At 69.1% G+C, this 14122-nt stretch carries 14 protein-coding genes; 9 read left to right on the plus strand and 5 right to left on the minus strand.

Annotated features, from left to right (window positions below; all coding sequences use genetic code 11):
• The first annotated feature begins 1 nt into the window (after position 1).
• Entirely contained in the window at positions 2–1570 is a 1569-nt protein-coding gene (locus tag ACHMXA_RS20735) for a tripartite tricarboxylate transporter permease (protein WP_176666725.1), read from the plus strand.
• Between the two features lie 29 nt (positions 1571–1599).
• On the opposite strand, the gene ACHMXA_RS20740 is transcribed toward ACHMXA_RS20735, so the two are convergent.
• The 4 genes from ACHMXA_RS20740 to ACHMXA_RS20755 form a co-directional block, all read right to left on the minus strand.
• On the minus strand, positions 1600–2523 hold the full coding sequence (locus ACHMXA_RS20740; RefSeq protein ID WP_395316288.1) for a pirin family protein: 924 nt from the start codon (positions 2521–2523) through the stop codon (positions 1600–1602).
• A 135-nt stretch (positions 2524–2658) separates the two neighbouring features.
• Positions 2659–3210, minus strand: coding sequence for a flavodoxin family protein (locus ACHMXA_RS20745; RefSeq protein ID WP_176666727.1), 552 nt, complete (start codon positions 3208–3210; stop codon positions 2659–2661).
• A gap of 52 nt (positions 3211–3262) precedes the next feature.
• Positions 3263–3682, minus strand: a complete 420-nt coding sequence (locus tag ACHMXA_RS20750) for a DoxX family protein (protein WP_176666728.1) — start codon at positions 3680–3682, stop codon at positions 3263–3265.
• A gap of 85 nt (positions 3683–3767) precedes the next feature.
• Positions 3768–4469 (minus strand): pirin family protein, encoded by a 702-nt coding sequence (locus ACHMXA_RS20755; RefSeq protein WP_176666729.1) that lies wholly within the window; start codon positions 4467–4469, stop codon positions 3768–3770.
• A 160-nt stretch (positions 4470–4629) separates the two neighbouring features.
• Between ACHMXA_RS20755 and ACHMXA_RS20760 the strand changes: the two genes are divergently transcribed.
• From ACHMXA_RS20760 to ACHMXA_RS20795, 8 genes are all read left to right on the plus strand, one after another.
• Positions 4630–5583: a LysR substrate-binding domain-containing protein gene (locus tag ACHMXA_RS20760; RefSeq protein ID WP_176666730.1), complete on the plus strand. Its 954-nt coding sequence runs from the start codon at positions 4630–4632 to the stop codon at positions 5581–5583.
• A gap of 140 nt (positions 5584–5723) precedes the next feature.
• Complete coding sequence (locus ACHMXA_RS20765) at positions 5724–6839, plus strand: NAD(P)/FAD-dependent oxidoreductase (RefSeq protein WP_176666731.1); 1116 nt, start codon at positions 5724–5726, stop codon at positions 6837–6839.
• A gap of 17 nt (positions 6840–6856) precedes the next feature.
• A complete protein-coding gene (gene gluQRS / locus ACHMXA_RS20770; RefSeq protein ID WP_176666732.1) occupies positions 6857–7819 on the plus strand; it encodes a tRNA glutamyl-Q(34) synthetase GluQRS in 963 nt (320 codons plus the stop codon).
• A complete protein-coding gene (trmB, locus tag ACHMXA_RS20775) occupies positions 7819–8574 on the plus strand; it encodes a tRNA (guanosine(46)-N7)-methyltransferase TrmB (protein WP_176666733.1) in 756 nt (251 codons plus the stop codon). Before gluQRS ends, trmB begins: the two co-directional genes overlap by 1 nt.
• A gap of 70 nt (positions 8575–8644) precedes the next feature.
• On the plus strand, positions 8645–9100 hold the full coding sequence (locus ACHMXA_RS20780) for a helix-turn-helix transcriptional regulator (protein WP_176666734.1): 456 nt from the start codon (positions 8645–8647) through the stop codon (positions 9098–9100).
• Between the two features lie 35 nt (positions 9101–9135).
• A complete protein-coding gene (locus ACHMXA_RS20785; RefSeq protein ID WP_176666735.1) occupies positions 9136–9546 on the plus strand; it encodes a VOC family protein in 411 nt (136 codons plus the stop codon).
• Between the two features lie 17 nt (positions 9547–9563).
• A complete protein-coding gene (locus ACHMXA_RS20790; RefSeq protein ID WP_176666736.1) occupies positions 9564–11981 on the plus strand; it encodes an excinuclease ABC subunit UvrA in 2418 nt (805 codons plus the stop codon).
• Between the two features lie 86 nt (positions 11982–12067).
• Positions 12068–13240, plus strand: a complete 1173-nt coding sequence (locus tag ACHMXA_RS20795; protein WP_395316289.1) for an ABC transporter substrate-binding protein — start codon at positions 12068–12070, stop codon at positions 13238–13240.
• Positions 13241–13255: 15 nt separating this feature from the next.
• On the opposite strand, the gene ACHMXA_RS20800 is transcribed toward ACHMXA_RS20795, so the two are convergent.
• Positions 13256–13978 (minus strand): Crp/Fnr family transcriptional regulator, encoded by a 723-nt coding sequence (locus ACHMXA_RS20800; RefSeq protein ID WP_176666738.1) that lies wholly within the window; start codon positions 13976–13978, stop codon positions 13256–13258.
• Between the last annotated feature and the right edge of the window lie 144 nt (positions 13979–14122).

Below are 14122 nucleotides of genomic sequence, written 5' to 3' on the forward strand. Positions count from 1 at the left end.
CATGATCGGTCAATCGCTCCACGACCTCTGGTACGGCTTCGGCGTGGCCTTCCAGGGCTCGAACCTGATGTGGTCCTTCTTCGGCGTGCTGGTGGGCAACCTGATCGGCGTGCTGCCGGGCATGGGCGCGCTGCAGGCCATCTCGATCCTGCTGCCGCTCACCTACGTGATGCATCCGGTGCCTGCCATCCTGATGCTGGCCGGCATCTTCTACGGCTCGCAGTACGGCGGCGCCATCGGCGCCATCCTGATGAACATGCCCTCGCACCCGCCGCATGCGGTGACCTGTCTCGACGGGTACCCGATGACCAAGCAGGGCAAGGGCGGGGTCGCGCTCGGGGTGACGATGATCGCCTCGTTCCTCGCGGCCTCGGTCGGCATCATCGTGATGATCTTCGCCTCGCCGCTCTTGGTGCAGATCGCGTTCAAGTTCGGCCCGACCGAGATCTTCTCGATCATGCTGCTGGGCCTGCTGGCCGGCTCCACCATGTCGCGCGGCTCGCCGCTCAAGGGCGTGGCGATGACGCTCTTCGGCCTGCTGTGCGGCGTGGTCGGCACCGACGTGAACAGTGGCAGCTTCCGCTTCGCCTTCGGGCTGCCCGAGCTGAGCGACGGCCTCGAACTCGTGGCGATCTCGATGGGCCTGTTCGGCGTGGCCGACTTCCTGCTCAACGTGAACCGCATGAAAGCCATCGGCGACACCGGCACCCTCAAGCTCAGCGACATGCGCCCGAGCAAGGAAGAGCTCAAGCGCGCCTTCCCCGCGATGATCCGCGGCACCATCGTCGGCACGGTGTTCGGTGCTATGCCCGGCACGGGCCCGACCATCACCACGTTCATCGCCTACGCGCTGGAGCGAAAGGTGTCGAAGACGCCCAACAGGTTCGGCACCGGCATGATCGAAGGCGTGGCCGGCCCCGAGGCTTCGGCTCACTCGAAGACGCAGGTCGACTTCATTCCGACGATGAGCCTGGGCATTCCCGGCGACGCAGTCATGGCGCTGATCCTCGGTGCGCTGCTGATCCAGGGCATCCAGCCCGGTCCGCAGCTCATCACCGAGCACCCGGACATCTTCTGGGGCCTGATCGCCTCGTTCTGGATCGGCAACGTGATCCTCGTGATCCTGAACGTCCCGATGATCGGCGTGTGGGTGAAGCTCCTGAAGGTGCCCTACAAGTATCTGTTCCCGGCCGCGATGTTCTTCATTGCGACCGGCGTGTACAGCACGCAGAACAGCCTGTTCCAGATCTGGGAGGTGCTGGTGTTCGGCATCGTCGGCGCAGTGCTGATGACGCTGGAGTTCTCGGTCGCGCCGATCCTGCTGGGCTTCGTGCTCGGGCCGATGGTGGAGGAGAACTTCCGCCGCGCCCTGCTGCTGTCGCGCGGCGACATGTCGGTGTTCGTGACGCGGCCGATCAGCGCCACCTTCATCGGCCTGTGCGCGCTGCTGCTGCTGGGCGTTAGCTACTCCGCATGGCGCGGCCGCGGCAGCCGCAAGGCCATGCTCGACCTGCCGAAGGCGCCCGAGGGCGCACCGCCTGCCGAGAGCGTGTCGATCGGCGGCAAGTAACCGGCGCGCCGCCGGGCGGCACAGACGGCTCAGACCGGCGTGGTGCCCGTATCGGGCTCGCGCACGCCGAAGGGCTTGCCGGGCAGCGGGATGAACTCGGTCTCGCCCGGCACATGGCCCATGCGTTGTGCTGCCCAGTCGGCGCCGGCTTCGAGGATGCGCTCGCGGCTGCTGGAGACGAAGTTCCAGGTGATGTAGCGCGGGCCGTCCAGCGGCTCGCCGCCGATCACCACGAGGCGCACGGCGGCGTCGGCCGTAATGGTGCCACCCTGCCCGAGCGGCAGCACGGCCATGGTGTGGACCTCGACCGGCTCGCCGTTCGCCGCGAGGTCGGCATCGACCGCGTAGACGGCCAGCTCGGGCGCCAGCGCGGGCAGCTCGAAGCGCCCGCCTGCCGGCAGCGCGATGTCGAGGTACACGGTCTGCGAAAGCGTCTTCACCGGCGAGCGGGCGCCGAAGGCCTCGCCCACCAGAACGCGCACCGCAGCGCCCTGCTCCGTCAGTTCGGGAATCGCGTCAGCAGGGGTGTGCTCGAAGCTGGGCTCGACCTCTTCGTGCGCCTGCGGCAGCGCGGCCCACAGCTGCAGGCCGTGGTTCACGTAGGTGTCGGCCTTCAGGCGCTCGGGCTTGCGTTCGGAGTGCACGATGCCGCGGCCGGCGGTCATCCAGTTGATGGCGCCGGGCAGGATCTCCTGCACGCTGCCGAGGCTGTCGCGATGCATCATCGCGCCCTTGAAGAGATAGGTGACGGTCGAAAGCCCGATGTGCGGATGCGGGCGCACGTCGTGCTCGGTGCCCGGCTGCTCGGTGGCCGGGCCGAAATGGTCGAAGAACACGAAGGGGCCGACCGAGCGCTGCTGCGCCGCGGGCAGCAGGCGCCTGACCTTGAAGCCGCCTCCGAGGTCCTTGTCGTGCGGCTTGAGCAGTCGGGTTTCGGGGGTGGCGTCGGTCATCGTGTTTCTCCGTGGGTTATGGATCGGCTTCGCTCATGACGGCCCGTTCGCGGGACACCGCAGGACCGGCGGGGTCGGGCCGCAGGTGTCGCCCCCGGCGAAGGGGGCGGGCTGCGCGAAGCCTGGGGGCGAGCTCTAGCCCCGCGATCTTGCCACCGTGGCGATGCGCTCGCCGAAGGCGCGGGCGGTGTCGAAATCGCCCTTGAACATCTCCGCCGGGCTGGCGTCCGAAGGCGACTGCGTCAGCAGGCCGCCGTAGCCGCCCACGTAGTTCAGCGCATCGCGCGTGGCTGCCTTGTTGTTGCTCGGCAGGATGCCCATGCTGACCCAGATGCCGCTGTGCTGCATCGCCAGCGTCCAGAGGTAGTTCAGCGTCGTGACCTTGTCGCCGTTCATGGTGGCGCTGTTGGTGAAGCCGGCGAAGAGCTTGTCCTTCCAGCCCTGCGTGAACCAGACCTTCGACGAGGCGTCGGCGAACTTCTTGAACTGCCAGCTCACGCCGCCCATGTAGGTCGGCGAACCGAAGACGATCGCGTCGGCCGCGGCCAGCAGCTCCCAGCCGCCTTCGGGCAGGTTGCCGTCCGCGTCGATGGCGAGCAGCTGCGCACCCGCGCCATCGGCGACGGCCTGCGCCACGCGTTGGGTGTGGCCGTAGCCGGAATGGAAGACGACGACGATGTTTGCCATTTTTTCTATGCTCCTGAGCAGGTTGATGATGTGTGACAGAAAGGGTGCCGGATCAGCGCTTGTCGATGCTGAAGCGGCCGGGGCCGAAGGCGGCGAGTGCGAGCAGACCGCCGGCGATCGCGATGTTCTTGTTGAAGTTGATCTGCTGCATCATCTTCATCGCATCGGGGGCCGACCAGTACTTGTGGAAGAACAGCGCGGCAGCGACGGTGAAGATCGCCATCGCGATCGCCGTCCAGCGGGTCTTGAAGCCCAGCAGCAGCGCGATGCCCAGGCCCAGTTCCACGACGATCGCGATGACCGCGCCCACTTCGGGCAGCGGCAGGCCGACGGACGTGATGTAGCCGACGGTGCCGCCGAAGCCCATCAGCTTGCCGATGCCGGCCGGGATGAACAGGTAGGCGATCAGGATGCGGCCGATGAGGGCCAGGGTGTCCTGTGCGGGGTTCGGTGCGGTGTTTGCGGTTGCCATGGTTGAAAACTCCTCGGTTGTTGCTTGGATTGAAAAGACACGGGTGAAAAAAGCCGGGCGGCAAGCGCCCGGCAAGGGGAAAAGATCAGGCGGCCAGGTCGAACACCAGCACTTCGGCGTCCTTGCCGCCGGCCAGCGTCACCTGCGATTCGCCTTCGAGCATCGCGGCGTCGCCGCCCACGAGCTTCTGGCCGTTCACTTCGAGCTCGCCGCGCACCAGGTGCACGTAGCTCTTGCGCTTCGGGTCGAGCGAGAGGCTGGCCTTCTCGTCGCCGTCGAAGAGGCCGGCGTACAGGCTTGCGTCGGCATTCACCTGCACCGAGCCTTCGCTGCCTTCGGGCGAGGCCACCAGGCGCAGCTTGCCGCGCTTCTCGTCGTCGCTGAACTTCTTCTGCTCGTAGCCGGGCTCGATGCCTCGCACCTTCGGCAGGATCCAGATCTGCAGGAAGTGCGTGGTCTGGTCGGCCTTGTGGTTGAACTCGCTGTGCATCACGCCGCGGCCCGCGCTCATGCGCTGGACGTCGCCCGGAGGAATGCTCTCCACGTTGCCCATGCTGTCCTTGTGCGCCAGTTCGCCCGAGAGCACGTAGCTGATGATCTCCATGTCCTTGTGGCCGTGGGTGCCGAAGCCGGCGCCCGCCGCCACGCGGTCTTCGTTGATCACGCGCAGGTTGCCGAAGCCCATGTGGGCCGGGTCGTAATAGTTGGCGAAGGAAAAGCTGTGGAAGGAGCGCAGCCAGCCATGGTCGGCATAACCGCGTTCCTGTGATTTACGGACTTGCAACATCGTCTGACTCCTTCTGCCCTGCCCCTGTGGGGTGTGCGGGCCTTCTTCGTATGCCGCGCCGGATGCGCAGCGGATGTGAAGAATTTTGGGACGCGGCCCCCGTCCGAAAGACGCCGCGGTTTGATGGCACCATTCAAATATTTTGATCAATGGAGCCGCCATGCCCAGCCCCAGAGACGTGCTGACCCCCGACGCCCTCGCCATGCTCCAGGCGGTGGCCGCCACCGGCAGCTTCGCCGCCGCCGCCCGCGCCCTGAACCTGGTGCCCAGCGCGCTGAGCTACCGGGTGCGCCAGATCGAGGACGCGCTCGACGTGCTGCTGTTCGACCGCAGCACCCGCCAGGCCCGCATGACCGAGGCCGGCGCCGAGCTGCTGCGCGAAGCCGAGCGGCTGCTGGGCGAGATAGACGCGGTGGCCAACCGCGTGAAGCGCGTGGCCACCGGCTGGGAGGCGATGCTGACCATCTCGGTCGACAGCGTGATCGCGCGCGACCCGCTTCTCGACCTGGCCACCGCCTTCTTCGCGCTGGAACCGCCCACGCGGCTGAAGCTGCGCGACGAAACCCTGCTGGGCACCATCGAGGCACTGACCACCGGCGAGGCCGACCTCGCCATCGGCGCGGTGCTCGATGCCGCGAGCCTGGCCTTCAGCGCCACCGGCATCCGCAGCCGGCTGATCGGCGAGCTGTGCTTCGTCTACGCTGTGGCGCCGCACCACCCGCTGGCGCGCGAAACCCAGCCGTTGACCGACGCCGTGATGCGCCGGTACCGCGCGGTGGCGGCGGCCGATTCGGCGCGCCACGGGCCGAGCATGACGGTGAACCTCGTCGGTGGGCAGGACGTGCTCACCGTGCCGAGCATGCAGGCCAAGATCGCCGCGCAGCTGCACGGCCTGGGAGGCGGCTTCCTGCCGGAGCCGATGGCGCGGCCGTACATCGAGGCCGGGCACCTGGTCGAGCTGCAGACGGAGCGCAAGCCGCCGATGGGATCGATGCACTGCGCCTGGCGCGTGCCAAGCGCCGGCAAGCCGGGACGCGCGCTCGAATGGTGGCTCGCGCAGTTCGAGCACGAAGGCACGCGGCGCGCGCTGCTCGAACGGCATCGAGGCCGCTAGAAAACCGGCGTGGGGCCGACGAGTATTGCCGAGGATCGCGCCGCGCCGCTAAGGGTGTGCCCTCAGGCGGAGCGGCTGCCGGACCGATGTAGAGTGCAGACACATCCATCCGCATTCCATCCAGAAGAAAAGAGCCGTTCATGAGCACTCGCGCAACTGCAAAGAAGCCGGCCAAGGCCGCCGCCGACCGCCACCGAACCCCAGCCGGCCCTGGCCAGCCGCGCCCCTCCCGCCACTTCGCCGTCGTCGGCGCCGGCATCGCCGGGGTGGCCTGTGCGCGAACGCTGGTCCAGGCCGGCCACAAGGTCACGCTGTTCGAGCGCAACGACGCCGCCGGCGGACGCATGGCGAGCGTGGACACCGCCTTCGGCCGCTTCGACAGCGGCGCCCAATATTTCACCGTGCGTGATCCGCGCTTTGCCCTGGCGCTGGAGAACGCCCCTGGCGTGTGCAAGCGCTGGAGCGCCAACCTCGTGCGCGTGCTCGATGCGCACGGCCGCGTGGCCGAGGCTGCGCTGCCTTCCCTCGAGCCGCACTGGGTGGCCCAGCCGGGCATGGATTCGCTGGTAGCCCGCTGGGCGGCGCCGCTGGGCAACAGCCTGGTCACCGGCACGCGCGTCACGAATATCGAGCCCGATGCGCTCGACGCGAAGCGCTGGCAGCTGCGCACCGCCGGTGCCGACGATTCGCAGCATGTGTATTCGGGCTTCGACGCCGTGCTGCTCGCGGTGCCGCCGGCCGGCGCCCGTGCGCTGCTGGGCGAGGGCAAGCTCTCGGCCACACTGGCCCGCAAGATCGAACCCGTGCGCATCGCGCCCTGCTGGACGCTGATGATCGCCTTCCCCCAGGCCAACCAGCCCAATATGTCGCACCTCGGCCCGCAGTGGAACGCGGCGCGCAGCACGCACCATCGCGTGGCCTGGCTGGCGCGCGAGTCGTCCAAGCCCGGGCGCGAGCCCGTCGAGCGCTGGACGCTGCAGGCCAGCGCCACCTGGTCGCAAGAGCATCTGCGCGACGCGCCCTCGCGCGTGGAAGCCAAGCTGCTGCGCGCCTTCGCCGAGATCACCGGCATCCACGCCACGCCGGCCCACGCCCAGGCCATCTGCTGGAACGAAGCCCAGACCCAGGTGCCCGTGGGCACCACCCATCTGTGGGACGCCAAGGCCCGCATCGGCATTGCGGGCGATTGGTGCACCGGCCATCGCGTGGAAGACGCCTTCCTCTCGGGCCTGTCGCTCGCGCTCGACGTGATCTGAGGCAGTCCATCCGGGAGATGAGAGAGACCGGCCGCTTCGCGCCCTCGCCCACCGGCCCGCTTCACGCGGGCTCGCTGGTGGCCGCGCTTGCGAGCTGGCTCGACGTGCGCGCGCGCGGCCCGCAGGCGCGCTGGCTGGTGCGCATCGAGGACGCCGACACCGAGCGCTGCCTGCCCGGCATGGGCGAGCACATCCTCCGGCAGCTGGCCGACTGCGCCCTGCTGCCCGACGAGCCCCCCGTATGGCAGACCCGCCGCACCGACCGCTACGAGGCCGCGCTGGATCGGCTCAAGGCGCGCGGCCTGGCCTACCCCTGCGGCTGCTCGCGCAAGGACATCAACGAAGCGCTCGCGCGGCTCGGCCATCGGCACGAGCGCCACGGCGAACGCGTCTACCCCGGCACCTGCCGCGACGGGCTGCACGGCAAGCCCGCGCGCGCCTGGCGCTTTGCCACCGAGAAATTCGAGACCGACCTGCCACCCACGCCCGGCGTGCCGTGGGAGGAAGACGCCGGCGATGCGGCCGCCAGCGGCGAGCTCTGCTTCATCGACCGCCGCCTCGGCCGCCAGTGCCAGAACGTGAGCCGCGAGGTCGGCGACTTCGTGCTGCGCCGTGCCGACGGCCCCTGGGCCTACCAGCTCGCGGTGGTGGTCGACGATGCGGAACAGGGCGTGACCGACGTGGTGCGCGGCGAGGACCTCACCGACAACACCGCGCGCCAGATCCTGCTGCAGCGCGCGCTGGGCTTTCCCACGCCCAGCTACCTGCACACGCCGCTGGTGCGCGGCGCCGACGGCGACAAGCTCTCGAAGCAGAACGGCGCGACCTCCATCGATACCGGCTCCCCGGCCGCCGCCCTGGCGGCGCTCGACGCGGCCGCGCGGGCGCTGGGCCTGCAGCCCGCCACGGCCCCGGACTGCCCCGCGGCGCTGGCCGGCTGGGTGCCTCAATGGCGCGCTCTCTACAATTCGCGCCCGTGATGAATCTTTCCGATACCGTGTCCAACGACCTCCCACCGGGCCATGACGAGGGTGCCGACGAAGGCGCCGACAAGCCCCATCCGCTGCACCGCCGCCTCAAGAGCTTCGTCAAGCGCGGCGGCCGCACCACCGAGGGCCAGGCGCGCGCCTTCTCCGAACTGGGGCCGCTGTACCTCGTGCCCTACAAGCCCGAGCCGATCGACCTGACCGCCACCTTCGGCGGCCGCGCCGGGCCGACGGTGCTGGAAATCGGCTTCGGCATGGGCGAGGCCACCGCACACATCGCGACGGTGCTGCCCGACACCAACTTCTTCTGCTGCGAAGTGCACGAGCCCGGCGTGGGCGCGCTGCTCAAGCGCATCGGCGAGCAGCAGCTGTCGAACATCCGCATCTGCGCGCACGACGCGGTCGACGTGCTCGACCACATGCTGCAGCCCGGCACGCTGGCCGGCGTGCATGTGTTCTTTCCCGACCCGTGGCACAAGAAGCGCCACAACAAGCGCCGCCTGATCCAGCCCGGGTTCGTGACCAAGCTCGCGCAGCACCTGCGCCCCGGCGGCTACATCCACTGCGCCACCGACTGGCAGCCCTACGCCGAGCAGATGCTCGAGGTGCTTTCAGGCGAGCCGCTGCTGCGCAACACCGCCGAAGGCTACGCGCCCAAGCCCGACTACCGGCCGCTGACCAAGTTCGAGAACCGCGGCATCAAGCTGGGCCACGGCGTGTGGGACCTGGTGTTCGAGCGCAAGGCCTGACGCTTTCGCATCGGCCCACGCGGGCCATGCCGGGTTGAGCCTGCCGCCGCGACATGGCACGATCCCGCGGATGACCAGCAACAAGACCGACGCAGAGCAGCTCCATCTGCGCGACCTCGCCCGGCTGCGCCGGGTTCGCGACCGCATCGACCGCGAATACGCACAGCCCCTGGACGTCGAGGCCCTCGCCTTCGGCGTGCACATGTCGGCCGGCCACCTGAGCCGCCAGTTCAAGCTCGCGTACGGCGAAGCGCCCTATTCCTACCTGATGACCCGGCGCATCGAGCGCGCGATGGCGCTCCTGCGCCGGGGCGACCTGAGCGTCACCGAGGTCTGCTTCGAGGTCGGGTGCTCCTCGCTGGGCACCTTCAGCACGCGCTTCACCGAGCTGGTGGGCATGTCGCCCAGCGCCTACCGGCGCGAGGCCGCGCAGCAGACCGAGGGAATGCCCTCGTGCGTGGCGAAGCAGGTCACGCGACCGATCAGGAATCGAGAAGCGCCGGTGGGGGAGCCGCATCTAGACTGAGCGCTCCTCTACAACAACAGACCGGAGCGATCACGATGAACATCAGCATCCACGCGAGTTTTCTTCCGCACAACGACCCCGAGGCCTCGCTCGCCTTCTACCGCGACCTGCTCGGCTTCGAGGTCCGCAAGGACGTGGGATACGGCGGCATGCGCTGGATCACCGTCGGGCCCAAGGGCCAGCCCGATGTTTCCATCGTGCTCTCGCCGCCGGCCGCCTACCCCGGCATCACCGACGACGAGCGCCGCACCATTGCCGAGATGATGGCCAAGGGCACCTATGCCGCCATCCTGCTGGCCACGCCCGACCTCGAAGGCACCTTCGCGAAGCTGCAGGCCAGCGACACCGAGATCGTCCAGGAGCCGACCGACCAGCCCTACGGCGTTCGCGACTGCGCGGTGCGCGACCCCGCGGGCAGCCTGATCCGCATCCAGCAGCTGGGCTGAGGCGCAGAGGCGAACCGATGAGCACGAAGGCCGCGAAGAAAACCTCCCCCCGAGCAACCGCCAAGGCAGCGCCTTCCGCGCAGCACGCCGCCGACAGCCACGACATGATCCGCGTGCACGGCGCGCGCGAGAACAACCTGAAGGACATCAGCATCGATATCCCGAAGCGCAGGCTGACGGTGTTCACCGGCGTCTCGGGCTCGGGCAAGAGCTCGCTGGTGTTCGGCACCATCGCGGCCGAGTCGCAGCGGCTCATCAACGAGACCTACAGCGCCTTCGTGCAGGGCTTCATGCCCACGCTGGCGCGGCCGGACGTCGACGTGCTCGACGGCCTGACCACCGCGATCATCGTCGACCAGCAGCGCCTGGGCGCCGACCCGCGCTCGACCGTGGGCACGGTCACCGACGCCAACGCGATGCTGCGCATTCTCTTCAGCCGCCTGGGCAAGCCGCACATCGGGCCGCCGGGCGCCTTCGCCTTCAACGTGCCCTCGGTCAGCGCGGCGGGTGCGATCACCGTGGAACGCGGCGCGAAGACGAAGACGGTGAAGGAGAGCTTCAACCGCATCGGCGGCATGTGCCCGCGCTGCGAGGGGCGCGGCGCGGTGACCGACTTCGACCTTGCCGAGCTCTACGACGACGGCAAGTCGCTCAACGAGGGCGCGCTCAAGATTCCCGGCTACAGCATGGAAGGCTGGTACGGGCGCATCTTCCGCGGCTGCGGCTTCTTCGACGCGGACAAGCCGATCCGCAAGTTCACGAAGAACGAGCTGCACGACCTGCTCTACAAGGAGCCGACGAAGATCAAGGTGGACGGCGTCAACCTCACCTTCGCGGGGCTGATACCGACGATCCAGAAGTCATTCCTGTCGAAGGACGTGGAGGCGATGCAGCCGCACGTGCGCGCCTTCGTGGAGCGCGTGGTGACGTTTTCCACCTGCCCCGAATGCGAGGGCACGCGGCTCGCGGCGCCGGCGCGCTCGTCGAAGATCAAGGGCGTCAACATCGCCGACGCCTGCGCGATGCAGATCAGCGACCTCGCCGAGTGGGTGCGCGGCCTGAAGGAGCCCTCGGTGGCGCCTCTGCTGAAGGCGCTGGCGGCGAGCCTCGATTCATTCGTGGAGATCGGGCTGGGCTACCTCTCGCTCGACCGGCCTTCGGGCACGCTGTCGGGCGGCGAGGCGCAGCGCACGAAGATGATCCGCCATCTCGGCTCCTCCCTCACCGACGTGACCTACGTGTTCGACGAGCCCACCACCGGCCTGCATCCGCACGACATCCAGCGCATGAACGAGCTGCTGCTGCGGCTGCGCGACAAGGGCAACACGGTGCTTGTGGTCGAGCACAAGCCGGAGGTCATCGCCATCGCAGACCACGTCGTCGACCTGGGGCCGGGCGCGGGCTCGGCCGGCGGCAGCGTGTGCTTCGAGGGCAGCGTCGAGGGGCTGCGCGGCAGCGGCACGGTCACCGGCCGGCATCTCGACGACCGGGCGACGCTGAAGAAGAAGGTTCGCAAGCCGACCGGCAAGCTTGAGATACGCGGCGCGGCCACGCACAACCTGCGCAAGGTGGACGTCGACATTCCGCTGGGCGTGCTCGCGGTGGTTACCGGCGTGGCGGGCTCGGGCAAGAGCTCGCTGGTGCACGGCTCAATTCCGCCCGGCGCGGGCGTGGTGAGCATCGACCAGGGCGCGATCCGCGGCTCGCGGCGCAGCAACCCGGCCACCTACACCGGGCTGCTAGACCCGATCCGCAACGCCTTCGCCAAGGCCAACGGCGTGAAGCCGGCGCTCTTCAGCGCCAACTCCGAAGGCGCCTGCCCAACCTGCAACGGCGCGGGCGTGATCTACACCGACCTCGCGATGATGGCCGGCGTGGCCACCCCCTGCGAGGAATGCGGCGGCAAGCGCTTCCAGGCCTCGGTGCTGGAGTACCGCTTCGGCGGGCGCGACATCGCCGAGGTGCTGGGGATGCCGGTGGACGAGGCCCTCGCCTTCTTCGGCGAGGGCAAGGCGCGCACGCCGGCCGCGCACGCCATCCTGCAGCGGCTGGCCGACGTGGGGCTGGGCTACCTGCGGCTCGGGCAGCCGCTCACCACGCTCTCGGGCGGCGAGCGGCAGCGGCTCAAGCTGGCCACGCAGATGGCCGAGAAGGGCGACATCTACGTGCTCGACGAGCCCACCGCCGGCCTGCACCTGGCCGACGTGGCGCAGCTGCTGGGCCTGCTCGACCGGCTGGTGGATGCGGGCAAGTCGGTCATCGTGGTCGAGCACCACCAGGCGGTGATGGCGCATGCCGACTGGATCATCGACCTCGGCCCCGGTGCGGGGCACGAGGGCGGGCGGGTCGTCTTCGAGGGCACGCCGGCGGAGCTCGTCGCCAAGCGCCCGACGCTCACAGGCAAGCACCTCGCAGGCTACGTGAAGGGAGACTGATCGAAGCCCCTTCACCTGGTAAGCCCGCCTTTCACCCTGGCCCCGATATTGCTACACTTTTTTACTAATGTGAAAGAAGGTGTCCAATGAACACGTCACGCAGGGAATGGTTGGGCAAGGCAGGCGCCCTGGTGCTCGGAAGCGGCATCGGCATGGCCCACCCCGTCATGGCGCAGACCGCGCGGACGGCGGCCGCGGCCGGCGGGGCGCGCGTCGTGCTGCTGGGGCAATCGGTGCCGCTGACCGGCGGCGCCTCCGAGATCGGCACCGCCTTCGCGGCCGGCAGCCGACTCGCGGTGACCGCGTTCAACGAACGCAATGCGGCCAGCGGCCTGCAGCTGAAGCTGCTGCAGCTCGACGACGGCTATGACGCGGCCCGCGCCACCGCCAATGCGCGCACCCTGCTCACCACCGACAAGGCCGACATGCTCTTCGGCTTCGTCGGCACGGCCAGCAGCGAGGCCGGCGCGAACGTCGCCACGCAGCAGGGCAGCCTGCTGTTCGCGCCCTTCGCGGCCTCCGACACGCTGCGCGGCGCCGAGCATCCCAATGTGTTCCACGTGCGCCCCGGCATGATCGACGAGGCCCTGAAGATCGTGAGGCAGTGCGCCACGGTGGGCCAGACGCGCGTGGCGCTGGTGGGCGACGACGACGCCATGGGCCGCGCCGGGCTCGCGGCCGTGGAGCAGGCCATCACCGAGATCAGGCTCACGCCGCTGGTCGCGACCGCGCTGGTGCCGGCCAACGGCGACAAGCTCGACGCGGCGCTGAAGGAAGTGCAGAAGCAGTCCCCCCAGGCCATCGTGCTGGTGTCGCTCTCGGGCACAACGGCCAACGCCATCCGCAAGCTGCGCAAGAGCGGCTACGCGGGCAGCTTCATGGCCTTCTCCATCGTGGGCATCGACCCGCTGTACGCCACGCTCGGCAAGGACATCGGCGGCATCGTGATCTCGCAGGTGGTGCCTTCGCCGCGCCCCTCGGCCATTCCGATCGTCAAGGAGTACCTCGCGGCCGTCGACAACTCCGACCAGACCGCGTCGTACGAAGGCCTCGAAGGCTTCATCGCGGCCAAGGCCGCCGGCGAGGCGGTGCGCCGCGCGGGCCGCGGCTTCAACACGGCGAGCCTGCTGCGCGTGATGTCGGGCATGACCGACTACGACGTGGGCGGCTTCCGCATCAACCTGCGCCCGGGCCTGCGCGACAGCGTGCGCAACATCGACCTGATCAGCATCTCGGCCGACGGGCGCGTGCTGCGATAGTTCTCGGCGCGCCACCTAACCGGTGCTCACCAGCGCCCGCAGCGCATCGAGCGAGCGCAGCTCGATGCGCCCGTAGCCCAGCGAAAGCACGCCCTCCGCCGCCAGCGCATTGAGCTCCTTCGACAGCGTCTGGCGCGTCACGCCGAGCATCATCGCCAGCGCCTCCTGCGGCAGCTGCAGTTCGTGCCGCAGTTGCACCGACTGCGTGGCGTCGCCGCGCGCCAGCACCAGCAGACGGTGCGCCACGCGCGCGCGCAGGCTGCGCAGGGTGGCGTCCTCCGCGAGGCCGTAGAGCATGCGCACGCGCGACGCCAGCATCGCGGCGATGGCGTTGGAGAACACCACGTCGCGCATCAGCTGCACGAAAGCCGCGGGCGGCACCACCAGCAGGTCGAGCGCCTCCAGCGCGGTGGCGTCGTGCGTGCGCGGCGAGCCGTCGATCAGGGTGATCTCTCCGAACCAGTTGCCCGGCTCCAGCACGGCGAGGATGGCCTCGCGCCCGTCCTGGCGCAGCGACGAGACCTTGATGGTGCCCGCCACCAGCCCGTAGAAGCCGCCGTCCGTAGCGTGGATGGGGTCGCCCTGGCGGAACACCATCGCGCCGCGGCGCACGTGATGCAGCTCGGCCGCGCCCACCAGCGCCTCGCGCTGCGCACGCGGCATGCTCATGAACCACGGGTTGCCTTCCAGCGCGGCGCGGTGCGCGGCGGAAAGGCGCGGCTTCGAAGAGGCGGCCATCAAGAAAGAGGAAATGACAGGGGAATGACGAGGGAACGGGGGTTTACCAGAACCCCGCATTGTCAAATTCTTGACAGTTCATGGTCAAGCGCAGGCATACAGTGGCCAGCTCCCCCACAGGACACAAAAGAACGGAGACTCCGG

The organism is Variovorax sp. UC74_104 (assembly GCF_044055375.1).
In the GTDB taxonomy this organism is placed as follows: domain Bacteria; phylum Pseudomonadota; class Gammaproteobacteria; order Burkholderiales; family Burkholderiaceae_C; genus Variovorax.

What these genes read in the sequence shown, in the direction of transcription:
- ACHMXA_RS20735 (WP_176666725.1), top strand. Translation starts at nt 2, where the DNA reads ATGATCGGTCAATCGCTCCACGACCTCTGGTACGGCTTCGGCGTGGCC.
- ACHMXA_RS20740 (WP_395316288.1), bottom strand. Translation starts at nt 2,523, where the DNA reads ATGACCGACGCCACCCCCGAAACCCGACTGCTCAAGCCGCACGACAAG.
- ACHMXA_RS20745 (WP_176666727.1), bottom strand. Translation starts at nt 3,210, where the DNA reads ATGGCAAACATCGTCGTCGTCTTCCATTCCGGCTACGGCCACACCCAA.
- ACHMXA_RS20750 (WP_176666728.1), bottom strand. Translation starts at nt 3,682, where the DNA reads ATGGCAACCGCAAACACCGCACCGAACCCCGCACAGGACACCCTGGCC.
- ACHMXA_RS20755 (WP_176666729.1), bottom strand. Translation starts at nt 4,469, where the DNA reads ATGTTGCAAGTCCGTAAATCACAGGAACGCGGTTATGCCGACCATGGC.
- ACHMXA_RS20760 (WP_176666730.1), top strand. Translation starts at nt 4,630, where the DNA reads ATGCCCAGCCCCAGAGACGTGCTGACCCCCGACGCCCTCGCCATGCTC.
- ACHMXA_RS20765 (WP_176666731.1), top strand. Translation starts at nt 5,724, where the DNA reads ATGAGCACTCGCGCAACTGCAAAGAAGCCGGCCAAGGCCGCCGCCGAC.
- gluQRS (WP_176666732.1), top strand. Translation starts at nt 6,857, where the DNA reads ATGAGAGAGACCGGCCGCTTCGCGCCCTCGCCCACCGGCCCGCTTCAC.
- trmB (WP_176666733.1), top strand. Translation starts at nt 7,819, where the DNA reads ATGAATCTTTCCGATACCGTGTCCAACGACCTCCCACCGGGCCATGAC.
- ACHMXA_RS20780 (WP_176666734.1), top strand. Translation starts at nt 8,645, where the DNA reads ATGACCAGCAACAAGACCGACGCAGAGCAGCTCCATCTGCGCGACCTC.
- ACHMXA_RS20785 (WP_176666735.1), top strand. Translation starts at nt 9,136, where the DNA reads ATGAACATCAGCATCCACGCGAGTTTTCTTCCGCACAACGACCCCGAG.
- ACHMXA_RS20790 (WP_176666736.1), top strand. Translation starts at nt 9,564, where the DNA reads ATGAGCACGAAGGCCGCGAAGAAAACCTCCCCCCGAGCAACCGCCAAG.
- ACHMXA_RS20795 (WP_395316289.1), top strand. Translation starts at nt 12,068, where the DNA reads ATGAACACGTCACGCAGGGAATGGTTGGGCAAGGCAGGCGCCCTGGTG.
- ACHMXA_RS20800 (WP_176666738.1), bottom strand. Translation starts at nt 13,978, where the DNA reads ATGGCCGCCTCTTCGAAGCCGCGCCTTTCCGCCGCGCACCGCGCCGCG.